Below are 24,169 nucleotides of genomic sequence, written 5' to 3' on the forward strand. Positions count from 1 at the left end.
ATTATCTTTAGCACAATGATATTTCATTGATGTGCAAACAAATTGCACAGCTATTTTGTATAATACTCTTTTAGTTTTTGGGTGTGCTCTTTCATTTTTTCTATTACCACAGTTGGTTCTAATACCTCTACATCTTTACCAAAGGATAACAATGTTTGATACAATTCTCTGTTAGGGATTACTTCAATCCAGATGACATTCCCTTCTGAATTACTTGAATCCAGTTTTTGTGAAGCCCCATGAATAGGTTTTGTGAGCACATATTTGATTCTTTTTCTATCAAATCTCAGTTTTATTTTTATTGGCAGGTCCCCCTCGCTTTTTGAAACACCTATCATTTCATCAAAATAATCCCCCCAGTCAATTATGTTCTCATTGATATTTTTGTCGGTTTCTGAAAAGTTTTGAATTCTATCTAAGGCAAGGTTTGTAATCCCAGTATAGTTGTCATCCTCCTGTAAACCGAATAAAAACCATCTGTCATTGTATTGTTTAAGGTGATAGGGGTGTATAATTCTTATATAGCTATCAGCATTTTGGAAAGGCTGATATGCAATTCTAAGTACTTTTTTTCTCAGTAATTGGTTGTAAAGTTTTCCAACCAGGGATTGCCCGATATAGTCCCTATTGCTTTGATAACTAATAAGTCCATTGTAATCTTCATGTACCAAATTAAATGCTGTTTCAATTCTAGGAAATAATGCATCAAGCCAGTCAAAATCTGCCCTATTTCTATATCTCGATAAAATTGCAAGGGTTTCCTCCAATTGTTCTTGATCAGGTTTACTTAATAGTTGATTTCCTAATGCGTAGTCTGTGTGCACATATCTAAATGCTGTTTTTTTTCCATCAAACAATTTTGGAACAAAAACCGGACATTTATCAATATCAGAAATATTACTGAGATTATTTTCAATAAGTTCCCTGATGTAATCAATATCATTTTGAATTGTTCTTCGCGATATAGTAAAGCCCATTTTTTCATGTAGAACTTCGCCTAATTTTTCAAGTGTAAACAAACCAGTCCGACTTGAAAAACATTCATCCAGTACGGTTATTCTTTTCTGAAAATTCTTGTTTTTAGGCATATTTGGTTTGATTGGTCTGACGTTAAAGGACACTCTTTTTTAAGTCATAATAATGTTATAATTTTTGGAATGCCTTTGATTGAATTACATTTTGTAATAAACTATAAGATGCTGCGGCTGCATTGCGCGCTGAGGGATGGTAGAAATCGATGATTTTAGCATTATTATATTTACCAATGGAGACATTATAACCACTATTTTGCCATTTTACATTATTAAAAAGTAAATTCCTCATTTTTTTCCAGGACAAGCCCATAATAATAATGTTGGGCTGTATAATTTCTATTTGTCTTAACAATAGGTCTTTATTAAGTAATAAATGTTCTTCCATTTCTGAGTAATTGGAGCGTCCTTTTCCTCCAACTTTTTTAACATTCATAAATGCAATACTAAAGATGGCATTATTGTAGTCATCTTTATCAATCCATATTTTCTCATATTCTGGAAAGTCATTTAGAATTCCATAACTCCATTCTGCTAAACGATGCGAAAAGGTATATTTTAGGCCTTCTTTCCACCATTCCCTAAAATCACCAGCTTCCTGATTCGGATTATTCGGTTCTTTAGTTAAGAAAAGAACTTTTGTCTTTGCCTTTGAATATAAATCTTCATTGTTAATGCCATCCATGATAAACTTCCCTCGATATTCGGGTATTTTTAATTGCCATTCATCAAAAAGGTTATTTAACTGTTCTGTTTTGCTCATCTAATCCACATTTTCAAAAAATTTGATAGCATATTTACAGTAGTCGATAATTAAGTCCTTGTCCGTTTCAAACTCCTTGCGGTTGCCTAACCAGTTTCGACATTTTTCAGTAATCTCTTTACCTTCTTTCAACTCTCTATGCGATATGCATTTAATATGTTTTGGAGACAATAAAACGAAAAGTGCATTCTCAAAAGGATAATCTCCATATTTTTCTATATCCTTTAATGCTAAGCATCCATTTTTTCTGAACTTTACCTCTATGAAATGGGCTTCGTCATTTTTGAACACCACCAAGTCTGGCATTTGCCTTATATTCTTGGCTACATCACCACGAACACCCTTTAGCAAATCCGTAATTCCAGGAATAGAGTTTTCCATCCCATATTTAAACACTTGAAAGCCCAATGAAATAAAAAGTTGTTCAACTATTGTTTCTGCAATTCTGCCTTTAATGACTCCAGAAACCCATGGATTTCCATTTTGCTTTTTGTAACAATCAGTACAAAGGCCATTTTTAAATTTTGTATAAGCATTACATTCTGTACACTTTGGCATAGGTTTCGTTGAAATCAAGGGGGAGTTAAACTAATGTGTTACCAAAATAACCATTCCTATGCTCATTTAAAAATGACAATTGTTAATTGAAGTTCTCCTGTAAAAAGTTGGGTTTTTTATTGAATACCCTCTTTATGTATAGTTGGGAGGTCTTAGTAAATCATATAAATGTTAAGACGTTATATGTTTCCGCCGCTGCCTTGATAATTAGCAACAAATCTGAAAAGTCGGGGCTATCTTCCGGAATCATATTGGTTTGCATAGTATTATAATCAGCCTCCCATAAACCTAAAAGTTGTTCCGGTGGAATAGGGTTTAGGGTGGGTGGGTAATGTGTGTTATAATCCACCCCCTTCATACTATTAAACCGTTCCCGATGCCGAATAATCGACATGATAAGCTCTTGATTATATGCTTTGCCAATATGCTCACTTTTATAAATTTTTGCCACATCGTAAAGATGTCTACTTAACCGTTCCACACGTATTTTTTCTTCGGGTCGCTGAAACTCTTCATGAAGCAAAAACAATTTTTCCAAAAAAGTGCGTTCTGGGTTGACACATGGAATAGTAATTGGTGTATCCGCAAATGACTGGTTTGAAAATTCTTCACCTACAAAAGATGCTATTTCACAATTTGTAAACGGGTCTTTTAATGAGCGACCTCCCAGTTCTACTTTTACCCGTGGCAACACATATTCTGAATGGTCCGTTACCGCGGGATAATAGATTAAAATGGAAACAGGGTCTTGATCATCACCCTCTAAATTTTCAAAATCAAATTTTACTTTGTCATACCCGTTATCCTGAAATCCTATTTGTAACATTTCATAGAAATCAGTAGTCACAAATTCAAAGGATTTCTTCCTTAATTTTTTTACTTGTGATTTGTTTATAAGTCCTCCTTCAAATCCTAAAAACTCTCGATTCAAAGCCAAATCTATATCCTCTGAAAATCGATTTATAATGTTCCAGGCCTTACTCAGCGAGGTTCCACCCTTGAACAAAAGGTGTTGTGCCATTTCAAGTTGAAAAATGATGTCAAGAGTTTGTACCACCCACCAGTCTTTTTCCACTGCATAAATGGGCAGACCCTTTTTTTGTGAGATTGCTGTAAAAACCTCTCTTTTTTGTCCTTCCCTTAGTGAATAAAAATCCTTTGCTGCCATTATAAAGCTTGTGCCATGATTTCTGCAATCCATTGTGGGGCCAAAGAAATATCATGTTTTAAATCTTTGATATCCTCATTTTGTAAAACTGCTTTTATTTTTTTTAGCTCCTCATCAGTTGCATTGTCCTTTCCAATTTCCTTGAGTGCTTGAACAACTAGCTTACTAATTTCGCCTTTTAAAGCGAGGTTCTTCGGCGTTGTTTTTTTGAACTGGATAGTGCGGTTTCCTACGGTTATTTTTCGGGGCGACCCATCTGTCAAGTAAACCAATTTTAAAGGCACTTGTGTGGATAGTCCCAAAACATTCTGTGCATATACTCCGGTCGGCAGTATTCTTGCCCTATCGCGCTTAGCTATTGCTTCGGCCACTTGTTCTGTGGAAGGTAAAACTTCTTGGTTTAACAACTTGCTGAATTTTGGCTTAGCATATATGCCTCGTGCCAATGTTTTAAGAACACCTTTTTTAACCATACGGTGTAAGGCTACCGCAATCGCTCCAGAACTTCCAAGTGATTGAAAGTCTTCCGTGAAAATGATTGAACCGGGATTTAACCCTTTTATTTTTTGTTCTATCTTGTCATCTGTACTTGTCATGAGGCAAAGATAGTTGTTTTGTAATCTATTTTAAATTATTTGTAATTAATTTATGCTATAAAGATTACAAACGAATGATTGAACAGAATATTACTTGGATACCTTAAAAGGGTTAAGCAGCTGTTTTGTGGTAAAAAACAAGGTTATTAGTAACTATTGCCAGTAACCTTCTATTTGCACTAAAGTCAAACATAGTATTGAGTTACCGTGAATCTTTAGTTTAACAATCGACCTTAATTGAAAACTCCACCTGTTCGGAGATTCAAAATGTCTCTTTCCTCAAAAGTTGGTTCACCTCATCCAAGAACTCCCCTTCATCAAAAGGTAAAAGTTGTGTGACCAATTCCAAAGTCTTCCGTATATCCTCCCCGGGCTGTTTTACATGTGGTGGAGAATATGAGTCTCCTTGGGTCGCCAAGATGCATACATTGATTAATGCCTCTATGGTATCAAAAAGGTCCAAGTATCCATCCAACAAAACAAAGGACGGTCTGAACTTACCTTTTTGTAGATTGGTAGGCTCCAGTACCTCCAACTTGTATCTTGCGGATTTCATCAGTTTCTTCAATTCCTTTTTGCTCTTTTCATAGCTGTCCCTTTATTTCTTGTTTTCTTTAATCAATTTTCTTCCTTGGCTTTCTTCTCTTCCCTGTAAAATAAGTTCAAATGGTCCATCAATGCCTCCTCACCCACTGGCATCAAACGGTTGGCAATGGTCATAGCCTGATGAATGAATTCCTCTTCGTTCCTGTCCATTACATCATCAGAGCCAAGCTCTGGATTTATGGCCCGCATGGAAAGGTATATCAATGCACGAACGGTCAACAAGAGATCGGCATGACCGTCAAGATAAAAGAACGTTGGTTGGAACTTGTCCTTGAACCATGGATGGGGAACCAGTGTCGGGGTATGGTCGTTGCCGTGGAATCTCAAATCCTTAATGAGCTTTTCTTCGTTCGGGTTCATGGATTTATTTTTTGTTTTCCAGTTTCGATAGTTTTTCGTCCAGTTTGTCCATGAAATACATTTGGCTATCTGGAAGAATGCTCAATACCAGTTCCAATACTTGGGTAACGCTATCTTCTTTTGATGCATTTTTGTTATCAGGGGACAACATCATTCCCTCTCCATCAAGGGCGAAAACGCAGACTTCCAAAAGACTTATGATCTGCATCAAAAGATGGTTATTGTCCCTGACCTCAAAGGACACATAGTTACCCTTAGGGTCTATGGATTTTTTGTTTCCCAACAGTCCTGAAAGATTGTTCCTCAACTGTTGAATCTCTTCCAAGGTCTTTAGCTTTTTATTCTTCTTCATAGTATGCCATTTTGGATTCATGATTGTATTTCGGTTCCGAAAGCAGTTTGCTGATCTTATCTAGAAATCTCATTTCATCATGGGGCATCATATCCAATACATATCCAAGCACTTCACGTATATTATGCTCCGGTTCTGGGACCACCCGATTGGATAACATATCGGATTCCATTGCCGTAATACATACCTTTATCAAGTTGGAAATCATGAATGAAGAGTCCAAATAGCCCTCTGTGGTGATATCTATGGTCTTGTGTCCGTTAAGGGACATCAAAGTGATAAAGTGTTCTTCCTCCCAATCTTTCAGTTTTCCCCAAAGGGATTCTTCAAGTTTATCCCCAACATTACGGGCCTCATTTTGGGTTTCATTAGTGGAACCCAAATCCTCGCCCTCTATTCGATTCATACAATGGTCATAGTGTCTCCTGTATACGGCCCATATTGCTTCAATAAATCCCCCTAGTTCGGATTGAATGGTTTGGGCCTGTGTTTTATCGATTTCAAATTCATTGCCGTAACGTGCTACGCTATAGGCGTGTTCCAACAGCAACAGTAGTTCGTTGTTGTCCAATTCCGAGGTTTTTGAAAACGGAACAATCGTTGGAAAGTAATGTCTGCAATAGTTTATATGGCTGATGATACTATGCGTAACCTTGCACTTTCCGATGCACATCTGTTCAATGAAGCGGAATCCAAGTTCAAAGGCTTGGTGCATGTTGAAGGTGGCAATGGCATAATCCCCTTCCTTTATCAAGATGTCGGCTGTATTGGCAAATGTTGTGACCTTCTTCATTTCCGAGTCATAGTAGCGTGAAGTTCTTTTGATGATATTGGTCAGGGTCATTTCAGGATAGTCCAAAAGGTTTGCACCCTCCATACGGGCATATACCGTATCCCCAAGGCAACAGTGTTCCAAGAAGTAAAGTGACCCACGTGAAAGACCTATCTCCGATTGTTCCTCGGTATAGATCCTTATCCTGAAATCGGGATGCTCTTTCCCAAGCTTAGATACCAATGCCAGTATCTCATTAGGAATGGGGTCATTATCAACATCTGTAAAGAGTGTAAGCATATGATAAGTAGTATCTCCCTCTATTTGTTTTCGTGAAAGAAATATAGCATCAATGGTAATCACGTTCAGCATGCTATCGATTAAATTGTAGAGTTCCTCAGCTCTTTCAAAGTTTTCCGGTATGTTTGTGTGGTACTTCATTAGTTCATGGTTTAAAAGGTTCGAGAATCACAGACCATATTAAGGCCACATTTCCACGTACCCCACTATGGACTCTTGTACTTTATTGTACCTGTTTTGTATTTTACAATCAGTTTATTGTACGAAACACCCTATATTTGAGATATGCAGACAAAGACCAAGAACAACCATATAGGCAGAAAGATCAGCAGGATCAGGGAACTCCGTGGAATGAAACAGGAGGCCTTAGCTGAGGAACTGGGTATCAGCCAACAGGCTGTTTCCAACATTGAGAACAGTGAAACGGTGGACGATGTTAAGTTGGAAGAGATTGCCAAGGCTTTAGGTGTATCGAAAGAGGCTATTGAAAATTTTTCTGAGGAATCAATGATCAACTATTTCAACACCTTTAATGAAAAGGTGTCCAGTAGCAACTTTGGCCACAACAATACTTGTACTTTTAATCCTTTGGATAAATTGGTTGAAGCTTATGACGAAAACAAGAAACTCTATGAGCGTCTTGTCCAAGCTGAAAAGGACAAAGTTGCTTACTTGGAAAAGTTATTGGACAAAAAATAACTCCTTTTCTTTAATAAACTTTCTTCTAAATTAAACTCAAAAAGCGAGCAAAACTAAGTTTTGCGCTGCAAGCGTCCCAAATACTTACCCCAACTTTTGCGCATGGATCCTATCGGGTTTTTGTAGTGTTCCGGTAGATAAGCGTGAAGCAAAAACCCGAAAGGGCGCAACCTACTTTTTGGATTTCAATAACCATTCTCCTAACAATTCCCCTGACCGTTTCCTCCCCCCTTCCAAGTGTCTTAATAATCGTGGTCACCATTTGAAAGAATAAAGTAATTATATTTAAGAGCAGGAGAGATTTCTCCAAAACACATAAAATTCTAGTCCACATTAAATATTCCAAGACCTAAACAGTGAATACGATGTTGATAGCCAGTATCATTTTGATTGTAGGACTGTTGTTATTTTTTCAACAATGGTTAGAAAAGAAAAAATACCAAGACCCTGAATATTTAAGAAATCTAAAGCAGGCCACTAAATTTCTTGCCCACATTCAAACATTAAACGACTACGTAACTTGGGTACAACGCGACCAAATAAAATCAGAGTATTCAACCGTAGGACAGTTCTTTGGAAACAAAACCAACTTCTACAAAAAAGAAGAAACCGTTAAACGTTTTAATCAAGTTTTTGGCAATTTTGACAACTACATAATCAGTTATAACCAAAATTATGTCAGGGCGCAAAAAGAAAAACTAAAACAGTATTTCGACAATATTGAAGGAAAAAAATTGGATGAACAACAACGAAACGCATTGATTACCGATGAATATTCAAATTTAATAATTGCGGGTGCAGGCTCTGGAAAAACCCTGACAATCCTTGGAAAAGTCCAATATCTTGTTGAACAGAAAAACATAAGACCAAAAGACATTTTACTACTGTCATTTACCAAAAAAACAGTTGAAGAATTAAATGAGCGACTAAAAAAGATTGAACTTGATACCGAGGCCACCACCTTTCATAAACTAGGTTACGACATAATCAAAAAATATCATCCTGACACTCCTGCCGTAACAAATGAAAATACTTTAAGTGAAGTAATCAAAACATATTTACAATCGGACATTTTTAACGATACGGAAGCATTGCAATCATATATCCAATATGTTGCCTGTTATATGAACATTCCGGAAGAGCATGAAGCCTTCGATTCATTCGGTGAAAAATTGGACATGGAAAAAGGAATTGATTTCCATACTTTGAAGTCAAAATGTGAACCATTGAATATAGTAGAAAGCCCTACACTGGATACGCTACAAGGTGAAAGGGTGAAAAGTGTGGAGGAACTCACCATAGCAAATTTTTTTTACCTCAATGGTATCGAGTATGCATATGAAAAACCGTATCCCCATGGACAAACAATGTACCGTCCAGACTTTTATCTAACTGACCACGATATATATTTAGAGCATTTCGGTGTGGACGAGCATAATCGGGCAAAATGGCTTACCTCTTTTAATGAGCAAAATTATGTAGAGGAAATGCAGTTAAAAAGGGAAACCCACATAAAACATAATACCAAACTATTAGAAACGTATTCCTACTACAATCGAGACAACATTTTGTTGGAAAAACTTAGGGAAATGTTGGAAATGGAAAACATTACTTTAAAGCCAAGGGATGCTAAAGACATTTATAAAAAAGTATCTGATAATGGCAAAAAATTCGGCGAAGAAATAAACAAGCTAATTGAAAGCTTTATAAACCTGAGCAAATCAAGACAATTGAACCATCATTCGCTGATGAATTTATTTTCTCATAAAACTAAAATCAAAAGTGATTTTATGCTTGAACGGCAGGACATGTTCTTAAAATTCGTGATTCCAATTCTTGAAAAATATGACAATGTCCTAAGAGAAAGAAATGAGATTGATTTCAACGATATGATAAATAAAGCTACTGATGTTATAACAATTAACAAGCCTCAATACGCGTATCAGTATATTATCATTGACGAATATCAGGATATTTCATTTTCACGTTTTAATTTGATCAAAGAAATTCGGGATTTATCTGGAGCAAAATTGGTTTGTGTCGGCGACGACTGGCAATCGATTTACCGTTTTGCAGGAAGCGATGTCTCCTTGTTCAGCAATTTTGGGAAGTATGTCGGGAAGTATGAGCAATTGGTAATCGAACAGACGTATAGAAATTCACAATCTCTTATTGATATCACTTCAAAATACATACAGAAAAACACCAAACAGATTTCCAAAAAACCTAAGTCCCGGAAGGAACCATTGGATGACCCTATTAAATTTGTTCATTACAAACAAGAAGAAATTGAACACGCTTTCATTGACCAAATACAATTACTGGTAAACAGATATGGCAATAAATCAATCTTGGTCTTGGGCAGGCACGGTTTTGACATCAATGACTTGATAAAACTAACTCCGAACAGCAAAGTAAAATACTTTGCAAGATCTGGAAAACTAGAAGTAAAGGGCTTTGAGGATGTTGACATTAAGTACCTTACCGTACATAAATCAAAAGGAACGGAAGCAGAGAATGTTATAGTGTTGAACCTTAGAAATCATTTGCTCGGTTTTCCCAACAAAATGACGGATGACCCTATTTTATCGCTTTTGCTCAGTGAGGATGAAGGATATAGATTTGCGGAAGAACGTAGATTATTCTATGTTGCATTGACAAGAACTAAAAATGAGGTTATATTATTAATTCCGTCCGAGGCTTCCTTATTTGTAGAAGAATTAATGATGGATAACAATTATTTATTATCCAATTCAGAAGGAACATTAAATACTACAAATTGCCCTTATTGCAAAACAGGAAAATTAGTTATCAGACAAAATCAGAGAAACGGTAATCAATTTTTAGGGTGTTCTCATTATCCTAGCTGTAGCCAGACCTTTAGCGATATAGTGATTTTAGAGGACAAATTCCTTTGTCCCGATTGCAAAAGTGGTTTTATGACAAAGAGAACAGGGCCATATGGGAACTTTTTAGGGTGTACAAATTATCCCAAGTGCAGAAGTACAATAAAATTATGACGCTTATTGGATTTCAGTAACCCATGTCCTCACCCGTGCCCCTAGCCTTATCGATAACCCTCCCAAGTGCTTTGATGATCTTGGCCGCCATCTGTACTTTATTGGTCGGGATACTTGGAGCTTTGACCCCCATGGTCTTAAGAAGTTTAAAGGCCATGTCCTTTTCCTTGGTAGGCAATCCCATCACCTTGGCAAAGAACTTGCCTGGTTCTTTGGCATGGGCCTTTCTCCCAACATAGGATTCCACATAGTTCCTCTTGAATCCTGTTGTCCGGTCAAAGGTCTTTTCGGCTGCTTGGTAAAAACTGTCTCTGTCAAACCCTCTCTTTACCGTCCTTCCGTTCAGCTCCACCTCGGATGCCTTGTGCTTGGCCATCGGGGAAAGCGTATAGGTGTTCGTCACGTCCCTTCTACTGACAATGATATGGATATGGGTCTGTGGCCCTTCTTTTTGCATCCCTGCGGCCACCAATTGTCCGTTCTGTTTGTGCGGGGCCAATCTTGTTTGTTCTTTGATCCTCTTTTCAAGTTCCTTGACATTCCCAACGGACTCGCCCCGTTCCACTTTTCGTATCTCGTTCCTGAGCCTAGCTATTTCCCCTCTGTAGGGCGCATTCTCCTTAACCTGCTTGTCAAATCCCCTATAGGTACGCTCATGTTCGATCTTGGCGTAATATTTCAGGTTCTCTACCTTGACCTCTTGGTTCCTATGGAAACTCTTGGCATAGTCCTCCATGAGCTTCCTTGTGTATTCCCTTAGCAGGTTTGGGTCATTGCTGATGGCCTTAAGCTCCCTTTGGTTGGGACTGACCACTATGGAATAGAATTTTGGGTCTTTCTGCCTTAATTTGGCCGTATTGGCATCTATTTCATCGATGACCGTTTGAGGGCTTACACTGTCATTTTCTTGGTCAAAGAATTCCTCCATTTGTTCGGGCAATCTGTCCTCGTTTTCCTTTTCCAGATAGTCCACATAGTTTCCTACACTGGAGTTATAGGTACTGCCCATTTTCTGTGCTGAGATGGTAAGGTACATATGCGTTATCTTAATTGATATTTCAGACTTTCAAAATCCCCGATGCCCATATTGATTTTCAAATAGGGCTTTCCCATCATGGGTTCCACCTTCTCCACATTATCTAGGATTTCTTTGCAACGCTTTTTATATTCATTGTATTCATGCAAAAGCCTATCATGCTCAACTTTTGGAACGGTATTCCTAGGCTCCAAAAAATCCATTCGCTCTTCCTGTAACTTAACGGGTTCACGTTTAGGTTTCCTCCCATCCTTTACGTATGCCTCATAAAGAATGAGCATCATTTCATAGGTCGGCCGGATACTGGTCTTTTCCATGTTCTTGATAATGGCTATGAGCCTATCGAATTTCTTCATCATCTGACGCTCCAATTTTTTGATACTGTCAAGAATGATCTTTGTTCCCTCTCCAAAAGGGTCAAGGTTGTTCTCCTTGAAGTATTGTATCATCCCATCCAATACCTCACTATGTGATTTGTTGAACCTTTTGGAATAGCTGCGAAAGCGTATGGCCGTTTCTTTCCTTACCGTGATGTTGGAATAACCACCGGTTCCTTTCTTGGTTCTGCCATTTGTAGATTGCTTTTCCATAGATTCGATTTTGTTTTTTAGTGAAATTGCGTCAATTTTTTCGTCAAAAATTTCCAGTGTTTATAGGGTTTCCCAAAGGGTTTACTGTAGATTTCGGAAAAGTCCACTGTAGCCCCTGATTTTGTACAGTACTCCAAAATCCATTCAATCAACTGGTTTTCAACTTGTTGAAGACCCGAAAACAACCGTGATGGCGCAATTTGCGCATCACCCTCTTGCTATTCGTTTTTTCACGCTCGCGTGAAAACCCAAATACTGCACATTAAGTGCATAGGCATTAATAAGTTCAGTGGTTTTTGTTCCTTTGAAGCTGTTGATTGAACTTCTCTTCCAGAAATTCATCGGATAGGTTTGGTTCGCCCATAAGCCATTTGTCAATAGTGTCCTTGTCAAAAAATATTTGCCGGATATGTTTGTTGTTGCTCATAGGAATGAGCTTTAATGAGGTAAGCTTGTAGATTTTGCTTTTAGAAAGTCCCGTATAAGCTGCGAGATCTTCAACGTTCATGACCTTCTTTTGGTGGCCAAGGATAATTTTGATTTCTTTAAGTAACGTTAACACATTCTGTTGCTCTTCCATAACTTTTGCTTTTTGGAATTAGAGAATATGTAAACGGCCGCTTACTTTATTGTACAAGACAAACATATATCACTTGATGCAAGTGAAAAATAGAGAAATGGAGATTGCGCTTTAATTGCCTTTTGTTTTCGGGGTTGGCACAAAAAAATCTATAGTACTTAGGATAAAGCCAGTGCTTTGGTTATTGCTTTTCGTGTATCATCATAGTCCCCTTCTTTGGTCTTTTGTGACCATTTGGAGTAACTCGATGCAAAAGTGTTTGGGTTGATTTCTGAACCGTCAAAGGAAAATCTTTTTTGAACCAAAGTAGAAAGTGAGTTCCTCGATTCCTTTCCCAGTCCTTGAATACCGTCTTCAATAATATAGTCCAAAAATGAAAAAAGAAACCTCAGATTACCAGATTGCTTGTTCTTTGGCACTTCTCTAATGGCAATCTTTTCTTTGGAAGGCAAAAGGTTTGTCAAAAGTTCTAGATTTTCCAAATCAGAGTCATCAAATCCAAAATATTCCTTATTTATCTTCTTAAATGATAGCTTTATAAATGAAAACCCTTCTACATCAGAATTTGCCATTTCTTTTGCCTTGAACCAGCCAATCACCACCACTAGAACTAGGATAAAAAGCAATACTACGAAAAGATAGCTTGCCAGAACCTGTGTCCATGTATAATCATTATGGCCCATGATAAAAAAGACCGTCAATGGCAACATACCAAAAAGTATGGTGATAAGGATTGAAAGCTCGTTAAGGGAAAGGTGTCCCAGCTTAGAATCTATACTTCTAAACACTGACTTTTGTCGATGGAGCCAAATTGCTAACATGTTGCCCAACTTTTCCATACCTCAAGATAGGGATATTTGATTATGTACCTTCATGACTGCATCATTAGCTTTAACTAAATAAGTGTTAGCATATAAATCGATATGTGTTCCCCTCTACTCTCGTATATTGTTAAGAACACAAATCTTGATTTATGTAAATTTCTTACATTTAAGCTCGGTATATGCTGATAAAAGTTGGCATAATTCACGCTAATCTTTACTGTAATACAACTGAAACAAAAACTAAATCATTAAGCGCAACTTAAATGAAGTATCTATAGTTTAATTAGTAAAACAGGAGACTTTTAAAATATTAAGCCGCATTAAAATCAATCTCCAGATGTTGGTGCAAATCCAACTGGATACACTACTATATGAGTCAATTAGATAACATTCAATTTAAATTAAGTAAGGGCACAACTTCATGGCTTGAATATGAGTTTTCTTGCGATAGAGGTAATCTTTTCAATGAAAAATACCTATCCTTTCCAATTGGTAATATTCTTAATAGTATTACCGACTGCATGGTCCTAACAGAAATTAACCATCCTACAATTAAAAAACTAAAAGTAGGTCGTCCATTACAAATTGACTTTGTTCTTCACGAGAAAGGAAGTAAATCAAAATGGAAATACGTTGTGGAATCAAAGTGGACAGGAACCACAGAGCCTAAACTGGAAGATATTTTTTGGGATTTGATTAGACTGCAAAACATTTTTGAATTTCAGAAAGATGTTAAATGCTACTTCGTGTTTTCTGGCTTTTTGAAGAAACTAAAAACCTCAAAAATATCCCCTTTATTTACTGAATCAAAAGATCCCCCATCAAAAAGTAGAGGCTCGCTAATTACCAGAAGTAGATCGTTTTACAAAATTGAATTAAACCATTTAGATAAAACAACAAAGAAAAATCTAAATGAAAAAAAGAACAAGTATGGGCAGTTTAAAATGTTTTCGGAAATTGTAATACGCACACCTCATATATTCCCAATTTTTGACATAGATAAGAAAGAAGAAATTAAGGGAATTATTAATATGTCATTGTTCACATGTGCATTTGAAGTAATGAAACCAAACGTCAACAAAAGGGTCCCTTTTATTTTATAAAAGGTATTTCTGACAAAATCAATAATAGTTGAGAAAGCCAAACCAAAAACAGAAATTGACTCTCTCTTTTCTTCAAAAAATGGAAGAAGAAGATAGGGAGTTCACTGATAAAGAATTGGCAAAGGCTTCGACCTACCCATTAGGAGCTTCACTCCGTGCTAAGCTCAATAGAAATGAATTCGGGCAGTTCATTCTCAAGCAACCGAATAGTATGTATAAAGCTCAACATACCATTGGAATTTCTCTGGATGAGTATGCGCTAAAAGTAAGTTCCAAATATCGTCACGCAAATCCTGTTAAACACTCCACCGGAACATCGCCCAGTAAACCTTCGGAACAACTAGTAGACAAAAGTATTCAAGCAGCCTTAGCAGCTATTGAGATTTACAATAAACCTGATTTTAAATACCGGGAAGAGACATTCTCAATCCTCATGATTAATGCATGGGAGTCTTTATTAAAAGCCAAGATTCTACAAGATGGACTTGAGCAAATGGAGGTACTCTACCTAAACGACAAGAACAACCCAGGAGGTTTCATTCAATCGCGCTCAGGAAATTTCAGAACAATAACAATTGGAGACTCCATAAAGAAAGTTAAGTTGGATCGAACTTTAAAAGACAACTTATTTATTCTGGTCGAGCTTAGAGATAATGCCGTTCATTTTCGAAACGATAGCCCTGTCCTTAACACAAAGCTTCTTGAGGTTGGTACGGCAAGTCTTCATAGTTATTTAGAAATGTGTAAAGACTGGTTCAAGAGAGATTTAAGTAAATACAACTTTTACATGATGCCGATGTCGTTTTTTCATGCCCATGAGTTGAAGAGTTATTCGGTTAATTCAGAATCGGTTCAGACCCAGAATTTATTAAGATATATCGGGAATAAGGAAAAAGAGCACCCCCATGATCCACTCTCAGCTCACAGCATCTCCCTTAGACTTGAAACTAAGTTTGTTAAGAGCAAGATGCTTATTGATCCTAATGACCCAGATGCAATCTCAATCACAGTCGATGAGGACGATGCCTTTACTAAGACATTTGTTTGGGAGTGTAGAAAAGATCTCTTGCCACGTTTAACAAATCGATACTCTGATTTTAAACAGACCCCACAATTCTGGAGCTTACTAAAGGAGCTTAAAAAAAATCCAAAATTTTGTAGAGTTCGTTATTTAAATACGAAAACGAAGACTGGTGTAAAACAAGAATTTTACAACCCGAATATTGTGCAGGAACTAGACAAGCACTATACAAAGAAATAAAGTGAATGGTTAATCGAAGATGGGGTTGACAAACTGTAGCTGCTATTACAATACCTCCTTGCATATAGGAAGACGGTTATGCCTTCTTCTATGAGGTGGGACGAGTATTTTTGAAGTGTTGTACCTATGTTGTACCCATATAAAAAAGAAAAACCTTTCAATTGCTTGAAAGGCTTATCTTTGTTGAAGTGGTCCCACCTGGGCTCGAACCAGGGACCACCTGATTATGAGTCAGGTGCTCTAACCAACTGAGCTATAGGACCAGATTTTGCGGATGCAATATTAGTGTTTATTTTGCTTTACCGCAAGGTTTTAACGACGCTACCCCGCTTTTATTTCCTGACAAAGCTCTACCAATACCCCGTTTGTTCCCTTTGGGTGCAGAAAGGCTACTAGTTTGTTATCTGCCCCCTTTTTGGGTGTTTCGTTTAAAACAACAAATCCTTCTTCCTTCAATCTGGCGATTTCCGCTACAATATCTTCTACCGCAAAAGCAATATGGTGAATCCCCTCGCCCTTTTTTTCCAAAAACTTGGCGATGGGACTTTCGGGGTTGGTCGCTGCCAGTAATTCCACTTTATTGGGGCCTGATTTAAAAAACGAGGTCCTTACCCCTTCTGAAACCACCTCTTCTGTTTTATAGTGTTGAACGCCTAAAAGTTTGGCAAACAAACTGTTCGATACTTCCAAATCCTTTACAGCAATACCAATATGTTCAATCTTGTCCATGGCTGGGCTTTTTAGGTTCAAAATACGATCCTATTTCCAAAATTATATCGTGTAAAGGTATCATATCATGAGGATAGTCAGTATTTCGCTTACTTTTGCAGTATGGAGGAAACACAACGGCAGAAGAAAATAGCGGGAATTATTCAGAAAGATTTGGCAGATATCCTGCAACGAGCGGCCACGGATGGCGGACTAAAGGGAACCCTTATCTCGGTTTCAAAGGTTTCCGTAACCACCGATTTGTCCATTGCCAAAGTGTATGTGAGCATTTTCCCGAATAAGAATGCCAAAGAATTGTTGGATGGCATCAAGGCTAACCAGGTGGCAATTCGGCATGACCTTGCTTTCCGCACCAAGCATCAATTGCGACGCGTTCCTGAACTCAATTTTTATCTGGACGATTCCTTGGAATATATTGACAAGATTGAAAAATCACTCAAAGGCGAAGAAAATCCCATTGAAAATAGGGACTTGCTTGATAAACGAAAGAAATCCTGATTTTGAATTTTCCGCTGTATATCGCTAAACGTTATCTGCGCTCAAAGAGCAACCAAAATGCGGTAAACATCATCAATTTCATCACTTTTTTGGTGATTGTCATCGGCTCGGCAGCGTTGTTTATTGTGCTTTCGGCCTTCGCCGGATTAAAAACATTCAGCCTCTCTTTTTCCAACACTTTCGACCCCGATTTAAAAGCTTTACCCACTACGGGAAAATATTTTTCCATCACAACTGATGAAGAAAACGAATTAAAAAACGTTCCCGGTTTGGTCAATTATTCCAAGGAGTTGGAAGAACGGGCCTACCTCACCTTCAAAGAGAAAAGTTGCATCGCCTACATTAAAGGTATTGATGAAAATTACCGAGCAGTTACCGGAGTGGACAGTACCCTCTACTTTGGCAATTGGGGTGAGATGGAATATAACGGCGTCATGGGAATTGGTATATACAATCAGCTCGGCGTTCCCATTGACAATTACCGAAATCCCATGACTGTTTTGGTGCCCAAGCCTGGCAAGGGATCCCTAGCTCCGCAGGGTCTTAATGCCTCCAAACCTTATAACCAACTTTCTTTGGTGTTGAGTGGGGTATATGCCGTTGAGGAAAATTTGGATAAAAAATATGTGTTTGCACAACTCCCATTGGTTCAAGAATTATTGGAGCGGGATAGCACACAAATTTCAGGTGTCAATTTTAAATTGAATGGCGAAGCGTCTGTTGATGAAGTGAAAAGTTCTATCAATACCATTTTGGGGGATAAAGTTTTTGTGCTTACGCGGCAAGAACAGAATAGCACACTCCACCGCATGTTGAAAACTGAGAATTTGGCCACGTATCTCATATTTACTTTAGTATTGATCATTGCCCTTTTTAATGTGGTCGGAGCTATCATCATGATGATTTTGGACAAGCAACAGAATTCCAAAACACTGTTCAGTCTGGGCACAACGTTGAAAGAATTGCGACGAATTTATTTTATCCAAGGGCTTTTGGTGACTTCGTTGGGTGGACTTATCGGCGTTTTGATCGGTTCCTTGCTGATTGCTTCCCAATTGGCGTTCAGTTGGTTGAAAATCACACCTTCCTTAGCATATCCGGTGGAATACAACCTTATGAATGTGTTATTGGTATTGGCCACCATTGTGGTTTTGGGCTTTATCTCGTCCAAAATTGCGAGCAGCCGAATTACCAAAAAACTGATAATGGATTAGGCAAATTGGAAATCGCCAAACTTTTCCAACACTTCGTCAAAAGCAGCAAAAACATCTGCGGAATCATCACTGGTCACCATTTTCATACGATAATCCTTAAAGTGGGGAATGCCCTTAAAGTAATTGGTGTAGTGTCTTCGGGTCTCAAAAACCCCTAGCTTTTCACCCTTCCAATCAATGGACATCTGCAAATGCCTTCGGGCAGCATCTACCCGTTCTTCCATGGTGGGGGGTGCCAAATGCTCACCTGTTTTAAAATAATGCTTCACCTCTTTAAAGAACCAAGGGTAGCCAATACTTGCTCTACCTATCATGGCGCCATCCAGGCCGTATTCATCGCGCATTTTTACAGCGGCTTCGGGAGTGTCCACATCACCATTGCCAAATACCGGAATGCGCATTCTTTGGTTGTTCTTTACTTCAGCGATAGGACTCCAATCGGCTTCGCCCTTGTACATCTGTACTCGGGTGCGTCCGTGGATTGAAATGGCTTCAATCCCCACATCTTGCAGCCGCTCCGCAACCTCAACAATTTTAATGGAATCGGAATCCCAGCCCAGTCGGGTTTTAACAGTCACAGGAAGTTTGGTCCGCTTTACGATTTCCTCGGTCAATTTTACCATCAAAGGAATATCTCGTAAAATTCCGGCTCCGGCGTTCTTGCATACCACCTTTTTTACAGGACAGCCAAAATTGATGTCGATGATATCCGGATTGGATTTTTCAACGATGTCCACGGCTTGAAGCATGGAATCCAGCTCCGCTCCAAAAATTTGAATACCAACGGGACGCTCCTTTTCATAAATGTCCAATTTAATGACACTTTTGGCGGCATCCCTAATCAATCCTTCGGAAGAAATAAACTCTGTATACACCACATCTGCCCCCTGTTCCTTGCACAAAGCGCGAAAGGGAGGATCACTCACATCTTCCATTGGTGCTAGCAACAACGGAAATTCTGGTAGTTCTATGTTTCCAATTTTTGGCAATTCTTTTGTTTTTTGGACTGCAAAAATACAAAATACCCGAAAATCAAGGCATTACTCTTCCCTTTCCAATCGATTTCGTTCTTTTTTCTCGATGGCCCGTTGGTTGTCTTCCAATCTAAAGTTTCCAAAGTTATAGGTAAAGCCTACCCGAATAAATTGGTATTCCGCCCGTCTTCGATAAAAGTTGTCCTGATTCAGATAGTCAGAACGATAGGTGGCCACCCATCTTTCCAACAGATCTTCAGCCGCAATGGAAATTACAGCCCTGTTATTGAACAACGATTTACGAAGGCCAAGAGTTAGGTTCAGCTGCTCATCGGAAATATAGGACCCATATAAAAAGTTGGAGATGTAGGTCATGGTGACTTCGCCGGTAAGACTACCATCTTTGGAAAGTGTTAGATAATTGGCCAAATAACCATAGACTCCGTCAACCTTATTGGTGAACTCCACATCGCCACTCTCCACGGCCAAAAAGGTCTCTTCCTCATGAAATAACGAAGTGTAGGCATACACAAACCAAGAGGGCAAAATGGTCTTGCTCAACGTAAAGTCCAGCCCATAAGACTTGCTTTCCAACACATTTTGTTTGAGCTCCACTAAGGTTTGATTATCATTGTCCTGAAAGACCAAGTAGGCAATATTGCTGCCATTGTCGCGGTAATACAAATCGAAGAAATACTCACTGTTCAGGGTATAGTTCAGGTTGAAATTGTTGCTGAAACTTGGCCTCAACCGAGGATTCCCCTCTTCGTAATCGTTCTCATTGAAGAAAAACCGGAAAGGATTAAGGTCGTTGTATTTAGGTCGGTCCACATTTCTACCATAATCAAAGGAAAAGCTATGCTTGTCCGATGGCGAATAGAGTAAATACAAGGAGGGAAAAGGCTCAAAAAAGTCTTGGGTATTGATCTCGTTTAAGGTCAAAGAGACTCCTTCAGCTTCGGTAAGCTCACCCCGTAATCCCAACTTCATGGACCATTTATCCCAGTTCTTCACAAAGCTGAAATACGCCGCATACACACTTTCATCATAGGTATAGTCATCAGAAAGGGATGTGTCAACCGTATTGCTGGAGCCGTTAAAGTTGAAAAAGTCCACGTTGCTCTCCGAGGTAATAGAGGAAATCTTTGCTCCAGTTTCGATGGAAGCATTTCCCATCGGTGTTGAAAAATCTACTTGCCCAGTGTAAATCTGAATATCCTGTTGTGCGTCTGAATCAAAACCAAAATCCCGCAAAAAACTGCCATTGGAATCAAAATAGTCAGAAGCTAAATTCTGAAAAGAGCCCCCATCAAAATAAGTGTAATGACCGTTGAAACTCAATCGAGCCCCGGGTTTTTTCAGTTTGTGGACATAGCTAAGGTCAAAAGCCAAATTGGTATTGTCCATTGTGGTGTTGTTCACAGTGGTGAAGGTGGAATCCAACTGAAATTGGCCAGTGCGCATGTCGTTACTCAATCGGGTTTGCTGCTCCTGATTGGGATTGAACATTAAGTTGGAAGTCACATTGATGCTGTTCCTGTCATCAAAATCATAGTCGAGGATAAGGCTTCCAGAATGCGATTGGGTTCTTGTGACTTGGTTATATTGTGTATCCCAGCGAGAAAAAACCGAATTGGTATCATCCATAAAATTGATGCCCTTTTCCGTTTTTCGTAATTCCTTTTTCGGATTGATGGTGTAGTTGGCAAATAAGTGGAGCTTGTCCGTTTTGTAATAATGGCTTGTCCCTAAATTGAATTTAGGAAAGACCGCTTGGGTGTAGGTTCCGTTAACGCTACCCTTATATCCCGGGATAATATTCTTGCTCGTGATGATATTAAGAATGGGGCCACCCTCAGCATCATATTGTGCCGGTGGATTGATCATTACCTCAACCGATTTTATGTTTACCCCGGAAAGTCCCTGCAATAAATCTTGCACTTCTTGACCTGACAATTGAACGGCTCTTCCGTTCAAATAGACCCGTGCGCTTTCGCCCCGTACAAGCAGTCGGTCATCATTAACTATGACCCCTGGCGTGCTTCTAAGAATATCCCATGACGTTCCCTGGGAAACAATCGTATTTTCAACCGAAAAGACCAGTCTGTCTGGAAGTCTTTGAAGTTTTGGGCGCTGTGCAGTAACCACCACCTCGTCCAGTTCATTGGTCTCAAGCGGAATGATCAACGCTCCAAGAGATACGTTCGTGGCAATATCCAAAGCTCTGGGCTCAGAACCCCTCCCTACGTAGCTGGCCTGCAAAAGATAGAGGTCCGGTTCAACTTCGGAGAGTACAAAAAAACCATTGTCATCCGCAGAGGTCCCCTTTACGAAGGTGGTATCGGACGCCTGTAACAAGAGTATATTGGCGAAAGGAATCACCTGGTTTTGTTCATCTACAACCTTTCCCGTAATCTGAAAGGTCTGACCACTCAGGTGGTTGACCATAAAAAACACCAATAAAACAATATAGGTGAGGTTTTTCATTTAAGTTGGGGTTGAACATCAAATCTAAGAAAATATTTTAGAGCGGATCAGCCCCTTTTTCTTATTTACAAAAAACCCTTCGCAGGTAGTTAAAACAATTATATTTGCAGTTGCTAAGCAGGCCACTTTTGTTGACCAACTGTTGATATGGAGAAGATTAGGAATTTTTGCATCATTGCGCACATAGACCACGGAAAAAGTACGTTGGCTGATCGATTATTGGATTTTACGGGTTCGGTTACCGAGCGAGAAAAACAAGATCAGTTGTTGGACAACATGGACTTGGAACGCGAACGTGGAATCACCATAAAGAGCCATGCCATTCAAATGGAGTATGTGCACGAGGGGGAAACTTATGTCCTTAATTTGATTGACACTCCCGGCCACGTGGACTTTTCGTATGAAGTGTCCCGTTCCATTGCTGCCTGTGAAGGAGCACTTTTGGTTGTGGATGCCGCACAAAGTATTCAGGCTCAGACCATTTCCAACCTTTATTTGGCCTTGGAAAACGATTTGGAAATCATCCCTGTACTCAACAAAGTGGATTTGCCCAGTGCCAACCCAGAAGAAGTTACTGACGATATCGTGGACCTTTTGGGTTGCAGACCTGAAGAAGTAATTCCCGCCAGTGCCAAAACAGGAATTGGTATTCAAGATATCCTAACTGCCATTATTGAGCGTATTCCTGCTCCAAAAGGAAACTCAAACGAACCATTGCAGGCCTTGGTTTTTGATTCGGTCTACAATCCATTCCGAGGTGTGGAAACCTATTTTAGGGTCATCAATGGCGAAATCAAAAAAGGACAAAAGATAAAATTCGTTGCCACAGGTAAATCCTATGAAGCCGACGAAGTCGGTACTTTAAAATTAAGTCAGGTTCCAAAAAACAAGATTTCTGCAGGCGATGTAGGCTATTTGATCACTGGAATCAAAGATGCCCGAGAAGTGAAGGTTGGGGACACCATTACCGACGCCATCAATCCCACCAAGAATGCCATTGAAGGATTTGAATATGTAAAACCAATGGTTTTCGCAGGAATTTATCCTGTGGATACCGAGGATTTTGAAGAACTCCGTTCTTCCATGGAAAAATTGCAACTTAACGATGCTTCACTGGTTTTTACTCCAGAAAGTAGTGCCGCTTTGGGCTTTGGGTTCCGTTGTGGGTTTTTGGGAATGCTCCATATGGAAATCATCCAAGAACGTTTGGAGCGTGAGTTCGACATGACGGTAATCACTACGGTACCCAACGTTAGCTACCATGCCTTTACCACAAAGGATACGGAAACTCCTGTTATAGTCAACAACCCTTCTGATTTACCAGACCCTTCCACTCTGGACCGCGTGGAAGAACCTTATATCAAGGCTACCATCATTACCAAATCAGATTTTGTGGGGAACGTAATGTCACTTTGTATTGACAAGCGAGGGCAAATTGTGAACCAGACGTATTTGACCACGGAGCGCGTTGAACTTATCTTCGATATGCCCTTGGCTGAAATCGTTTTTGATTTTTACGACCGATTGAAAACCATTTCAAAAGGATACGCCTCTTTTGACTATTCGCCAATAGGAATGCGAGTATCCAAACTGGTCCGAGTGGATATACTTTTAAATGCCCAGCCCGTCGACGCTTTATCCGCATTGGTCCATTTTGATAATGCACACAACATTGGAAAGCGAATGTGCGAAAAATTGAAGGAGCTCATCCCCAGACAACAGTTTGATATTCCTATTCAAGCTGCGATAGGCTCCAAGGTCATTTCGCGTGAAACCATCAAAGCTCTGCGTAAAGATGTAACGGCCAAATGTTACGGTGGGGATATTTCGCGTAAGCGAAAACTGCTTGAAAAGCAGAAAAAGGGTAAAAAGCGTATGCGCCAAGTGGGCAATGTGGAAATTCCTCAACAAGCGTTTATGGCTGTACTTAAACTGAACGACTAGCGCCCTCACCTTTTTTCATCTTTTTCAACGGAACTTCCGGCCCAATTATATTGGTTAACTGCCTCTATTCCCACCGTTTTTATCGTTTCTCCATCACGGCCTCGATTGGAAATGGCGTGAATTATCTTATCGGGCTGTCCAAATTTTTGATTTGGAAAAATATATTCCTCCAAGGGGTCTTCAAGAGCGCAATGGGATCCTATTAATGCAGGTAACTTTATCACTTCGCCATCATTCCTAAATATGTAATATTGGGATTTATAATCGGAACAACATACTACGTGTGTCATTTGTAAACGAACGACTTTATCAACATTTAGTAGGCCTGGGTCCGACAGTTGAACTATTTCTGTTCCAAAAAACAGTTCCATGTCGTAAATTTTTTGCTTATCTATAACCTTGCCATATTTGTTTCGTAAGGAAATCGTCAAAGTGCTTGGTTCGTCATCTCCATACGCTCCGGATCGGATTTTCTCCATTTGTTGCGCAGTGATTCCATCAATATAAAATTCTTCTGTTTTCTCAAACTCTTGGGTAAATCCAAATGAAAAAGACAAAAACAGAAAAAAAATCAAAGCAAGTCTACGGATTTCAAAAAATGAACCTGAAAATTCTTTTGTTCGGAAATGTATAAGCCTATTCTTAAATTGGAGGGATGCGAAAATCACACCCGAAACAGTGACAAGGGAACAGGTTCTCATAGG

At 39.0% G+C, this 24,169-nt stretch carries 24 protein-coding genes and 1 tRNA gene; 7 read left to right on the forward strand and 18 right to left on the reverse strand.

Going from position 1 to position 24,169, the window contains the following annotated elements:
• Positions 1–50 precede the first annotated feature (50 nt).
• From ACFSJE_RS10085 to ACFSJE_RS10125, 9 genes are all read right to left on the reverse strand, one after another.
• Positions 51–1,088, reverse strand: coding sequence for a helix-turn-helix transcriptional regulator (locus tag ACFSJE_RS10085; protein ID WP_379830848.1), 1,038 nt, complete (start codon positions 1,086–1,088; stop codon positions 51–53).
• A 55-nt stretch (positions 1,089–1,143) separates the two neighbouring features.
• Positions 1,144–1,794, reverse strand: a complete 651-nt coding sequence (locus tag ACFSJE_RS10090) for a hypothetical protein (protein ID WP_379830849.1) — start codon at positions 1,792–1,794, stop codon at positions 1,144–1,146.
• Positions 1,795–2,352, reverse strand: a complete 558-nt coding sequence (locus ACFSJE_RS10095) for a hypothetical protein (RefSeq protein ID WP_379830850.1) — start codon at positions 2,350–2,352, stop codon at positions 1,795–1,797.
• A gap of 160 nt (positions 2,353–2,512) precedes the next feature.
• Positions 2,513–3,520 carry a nucleotidyl transferase AbiEii/AbiGii toxin family protein gene (locus ACFSJE_RS10100; protein WP_379830851.1) on the reverse strand — a complete coding sequence of 336 codons (1,008 nt, stop codon included), beginning with the start codon at positions 3,518–3,520 and terminating at the stop codon, positions 2,513–2,515.
• Positions 3,520–4,116, reverse strand: coding sequence for a DUF6088 family protein (locus ACFSJE_RS10105; protein ID WP_379830852.1), 597 nt, complete (start codon positions 4,114–4,116; stop codon positions 3,520–3,522). The genes ACFSJE_RS10100 and ACFSJE_RS10105 overlap by 1 nt, the downstream gene beginning before the upstream one ends.
• A 262-nt stretch (positions 4,117–4,378) precedes the next feature.
• The gene (locus ACFSJE_RS10110) at positions 4,379–4,672 is read right to left on the reverse strand and encodes a hypothetical protein (RefSeq protein ID WP_379830853.1); all 294 of its coding nucleotides are present in this window, start codon (positions 4,670–4,672) and stop codon (positions 4,379–4,381) included.
• A gap of 62 nt (positions 4,673–4,734) precedes the next feature.
• Complete coding sequence (locus ACFSJE_RS10115) at positions 4,735–5,082, reverse strand: hypothetical protein (RefSeq protein WP_379830854.1); 348 nt, start codon at positions 5,080–5,082, stop codon at positions 4,735–4,737.
• 4 nt (positions 5,083–5,086) lie between these two features.
• Positions 5,087–5,434: a hypothetical protein gene (locus ACFSJE_RS10120; RefSeq protein ID WP_272609718.1), complete on the reverse strand. Its 348-nt coding sequence runs from the start codon at positions 5,432–5,434 to the stop codon at positions 5,087–5,089.
• Positions 5,421–6,647, reverse strand: coding sequence for a HEPN domain-containing protein (locus ACFSJE_RS10125; RefSeq protein WP_379830855.1), 1,227 nt, complete (start codon positions 6,645–6,647; stop codon positions 5,421–5,423). The genes ACFSJE_RS10120 and ACFSJE_RS10125 overlap by 14 nt, the downstream gene beginning before the upstream one ends.
• Positions 6,648–6,791: 144 nt before the next feature.
• Here ACFSJE_RS10125 and ACFSJE_RS10130 point away from each other — a divergent pair, with 144 nt between their 5' ends.
• Together ACFSJE_RS10130 and ACFSJE_RS10135 are read left to right on the forward strand one after the other, a co-directional pair.
• Entirely contained in the window at positions 6,792–7,205 is a 414-nt protein-coding gene (locus ACFSJE_RS10130) for a helix-turn-helix domain-containing protein (RefSeq protein WP_379830856.1), read from the forward strand.
• 365 nt (positions 7,206–7,570) lie between these two features.
• Complete coding sequence (locus tag ACFSJE_RS10135; protein ID WP_379830857.1) at positions 7,571–10,225, forward strand: UvrD-helicase domain-containing protein; 2,655 nt, start codon at positions 7,571–7,573, stop codon at positions 10,223–10,225.
• A gap of 13 nt (positions 10,226–10,238) precedes the next feature.
• On the opposite strand, the gene mobB is transcribed toward ACFSJE_RS10135, so the two are convergent.
• The 4 genes from mobB to ACFSJE_RS10155 all read right to left on the reverse strand — a co-directional run bounded on the left by mobB (position 10,239) and on the right by ACFSJE_RS10155 (position 13,252).
• Positions 10,239–11,261: a MobB family relaxase gene (gene mobB, locus ACFSJE_RS10140; RefSeq protein WP_379830858.1), complete on the reverse strand. Its 1,023-nt coding sequence runs from the start codon at positions 11,259–11,261 to the stop codon at positions 10,239–10,241.
• 5 nt (positions 11,262–11,266) lie between these two features.
• Positions 11,267–11,851: a BfmA/BtgA family mobilization protein gene (locus ACFSJE_RS10145; protein WP_379830859.1), complete on the reverse strand. Its 585-nt coding sequence runs from the start codon at positions 11,849–11,851 to the stop codon at positions 11,267–11,269.
• Between the two features lie 286 nt (positions 11,852–12,137).
• On the reverse strand, positions 12,138–12,359 hold the full coding sequence (locus ACFSJE_RS10150; protein ID WP_379830860.1) for a helix-turn-helix domain-containing protein: 222 nt from the start codon (positions 12,357–12,359) through the stop codon (positions 12,138–12,140).
• 230 nt (positions 12,360–12,589) lie between these two features.
• The gene (locus ACFSJE_RS10155) at positions 12,590–13,252 is read right to left on the reverse strand and encodes a hypothetical protein (protein ID WP_379830861.1); all 663 of its coding nucleotides are present in this window, start codon (positions 13,250–13,252) and stop codon (positions 12,590–12,592) included.
• A gap of 374 nt (positions 13,253–13,626) precedes the next feature.
• Between ACFSJE_RS10155 and ACFSJE_RS10160 the strand changes: the two genes are divergently transcribed.
• Together ACFSJE_RS10160 and ACFSJE_RS10165 are read left to right on the forward strand one after the other, a co-directional pair.
• Positions 13,627–14,358, forward strand: coding sequence for a hypothetical protein (locus ACFSJE_RS10160; RefSeq protein WP_379830862.1), 732 nt, complete (start codon positions 13,627–13,629; stop codon positions 14,356–14,358).
• A gap of 79 nt (positions 14,359–14,437) precedes the next feature.
• On the forward strand, positions 14,438–15,619 hold the full coding sequence (locus tag ACFSJE_RS10165; protein WP_379830863.1) for a DUF3644 domain-containing protein: 1,182 nt from the start codon (positions 14,438–14,440) through the stop codon (positions 15,617–15,619).
• A gap of 189 nt (positions 15,620–15,808) precedes the next feature.
• On the opposite strand, the gene ACFSJE_RS10170 is transcribed toward ACFSJE_RS10165, so the two are convergent.
• A tRNA-Ile gene (locus tag ACFSJE_RS10170) sits at positions 15,809–15,882 on the reverse strand.
• Between the two features lie 58 nt (positions 15,883–15,940).
• A complete protein-coding gene (gene mce, locus ACFSJE_RS10175; RefSeq protein WP_379830864.1) occupies positions 15,941–16,348 on the reverse strand; it encodes a methylmalonyl-CoA epimerase in 408 nt (135 codons plus the stop codon).
• 102 nt (positions 16,349–16,450) lie between these two features.
• On the opposite strand from mce, the gene rbfA reads away from it, so the two are divergent.
• Together rbfA and ACFSJE_RS10185 are read left to right on the forward strand one after the other, a co-directional pair.
• Positions 16,451–16,846, forward strand: a complete 396-nt coding sequence (rbfA, locus tag ACFSJE_RS10180; RefSeq protein WP_379830865.1) for a 30S ribosome-binding factor RbfA — start codon at positions 16,451–16,453, stop codon at positions 16,844–16,846.
• 2 nt (positions 16,847–16,848) lie between these two features.
• Positions 16,849–18,060 carry an ABC transporter permease gene (locus ACFSJE_RS10185; protein WP_379830866.1) on the forward strand — a complete coding sequence of 404 codons (1,212 nt, stop codon included), beginning with the start codon at positions 16,849–16,851 and terminating at the stop codon, positions 18,058–18,060.
• Here ACFSJE_RS10185 and dusB read toward each other — a convergent pair.
• Positions 18,057–19,049, reverse strand: a complete 993-nt coding sequence (gene dusB / locus ACFSJE_RS10190) for a tRNA dihydrouridine synthase DusB (RefSeq protein ID WP_379830867.1) — start codon at positions 19,047–19,049, stop codon at positions 18,057–18,059. The two genes, ACFSJE_RS10185 and dusB, sit on opposite strands and share 4 nt — an antisense overlap.
• A 51-nt stretch (positions 19,050–19,100) precedes the next feature.
• A complete protein-coding gene (locus ACFSJE_RS10195; RefSeq protein WP_379830868.1) occupies positions 19,101–21,521 on the reverse strand; it encodes an outer membrane beta-barrel protein in 2,421 nt (806 codons plus the stop codon).
• Between the two features lie 147 nt (positions 21,522–21,668).
• Between ACFSJE_RS10195 and lepA the strand changes: the two genes are divergently transcribed.
• Positions 21,669–23,465 (forward strand): translation elongation factor 4, encoded by a 1,797-nt coding sequence (gene lepA, locus ACFSJE_RS10200; RefSeq protein ID WP_379830869.1) that lies wholly within the window; start codon positions 21,669–21,671, stop codon positions 23,463–23,465.
• A gap of 5 nt (positions 23,466–23,470) precedes the next feature.
• Here the strand turns inward: lepA and ACFSJE_RS10205 are convergent, their stop codons facing one another.
• Complete coding sequence (locus tag ACFSJE_RS10205) at positions 23,471–24,166, reverse strand: hypothetical protein (RefSeq protein ID WP_379830870.1); 696 nt, start codon at positions 24,164–24,166, stop codon at positions 23,471–23,473.
• Positions 24,167–24,169 lie beyond the last annotated feature (3 nt).

It is taken from the genome of Flagellimonas iocasae (assembly GCF_042682725.1).
Classification (GTDB): domain Bacteria; phylum Bacteroidota; class Bacteroidia; order Flavobacteriales; family Flavobacteriaceae; genus Flagellimonas; species Flagellimonas iocasae.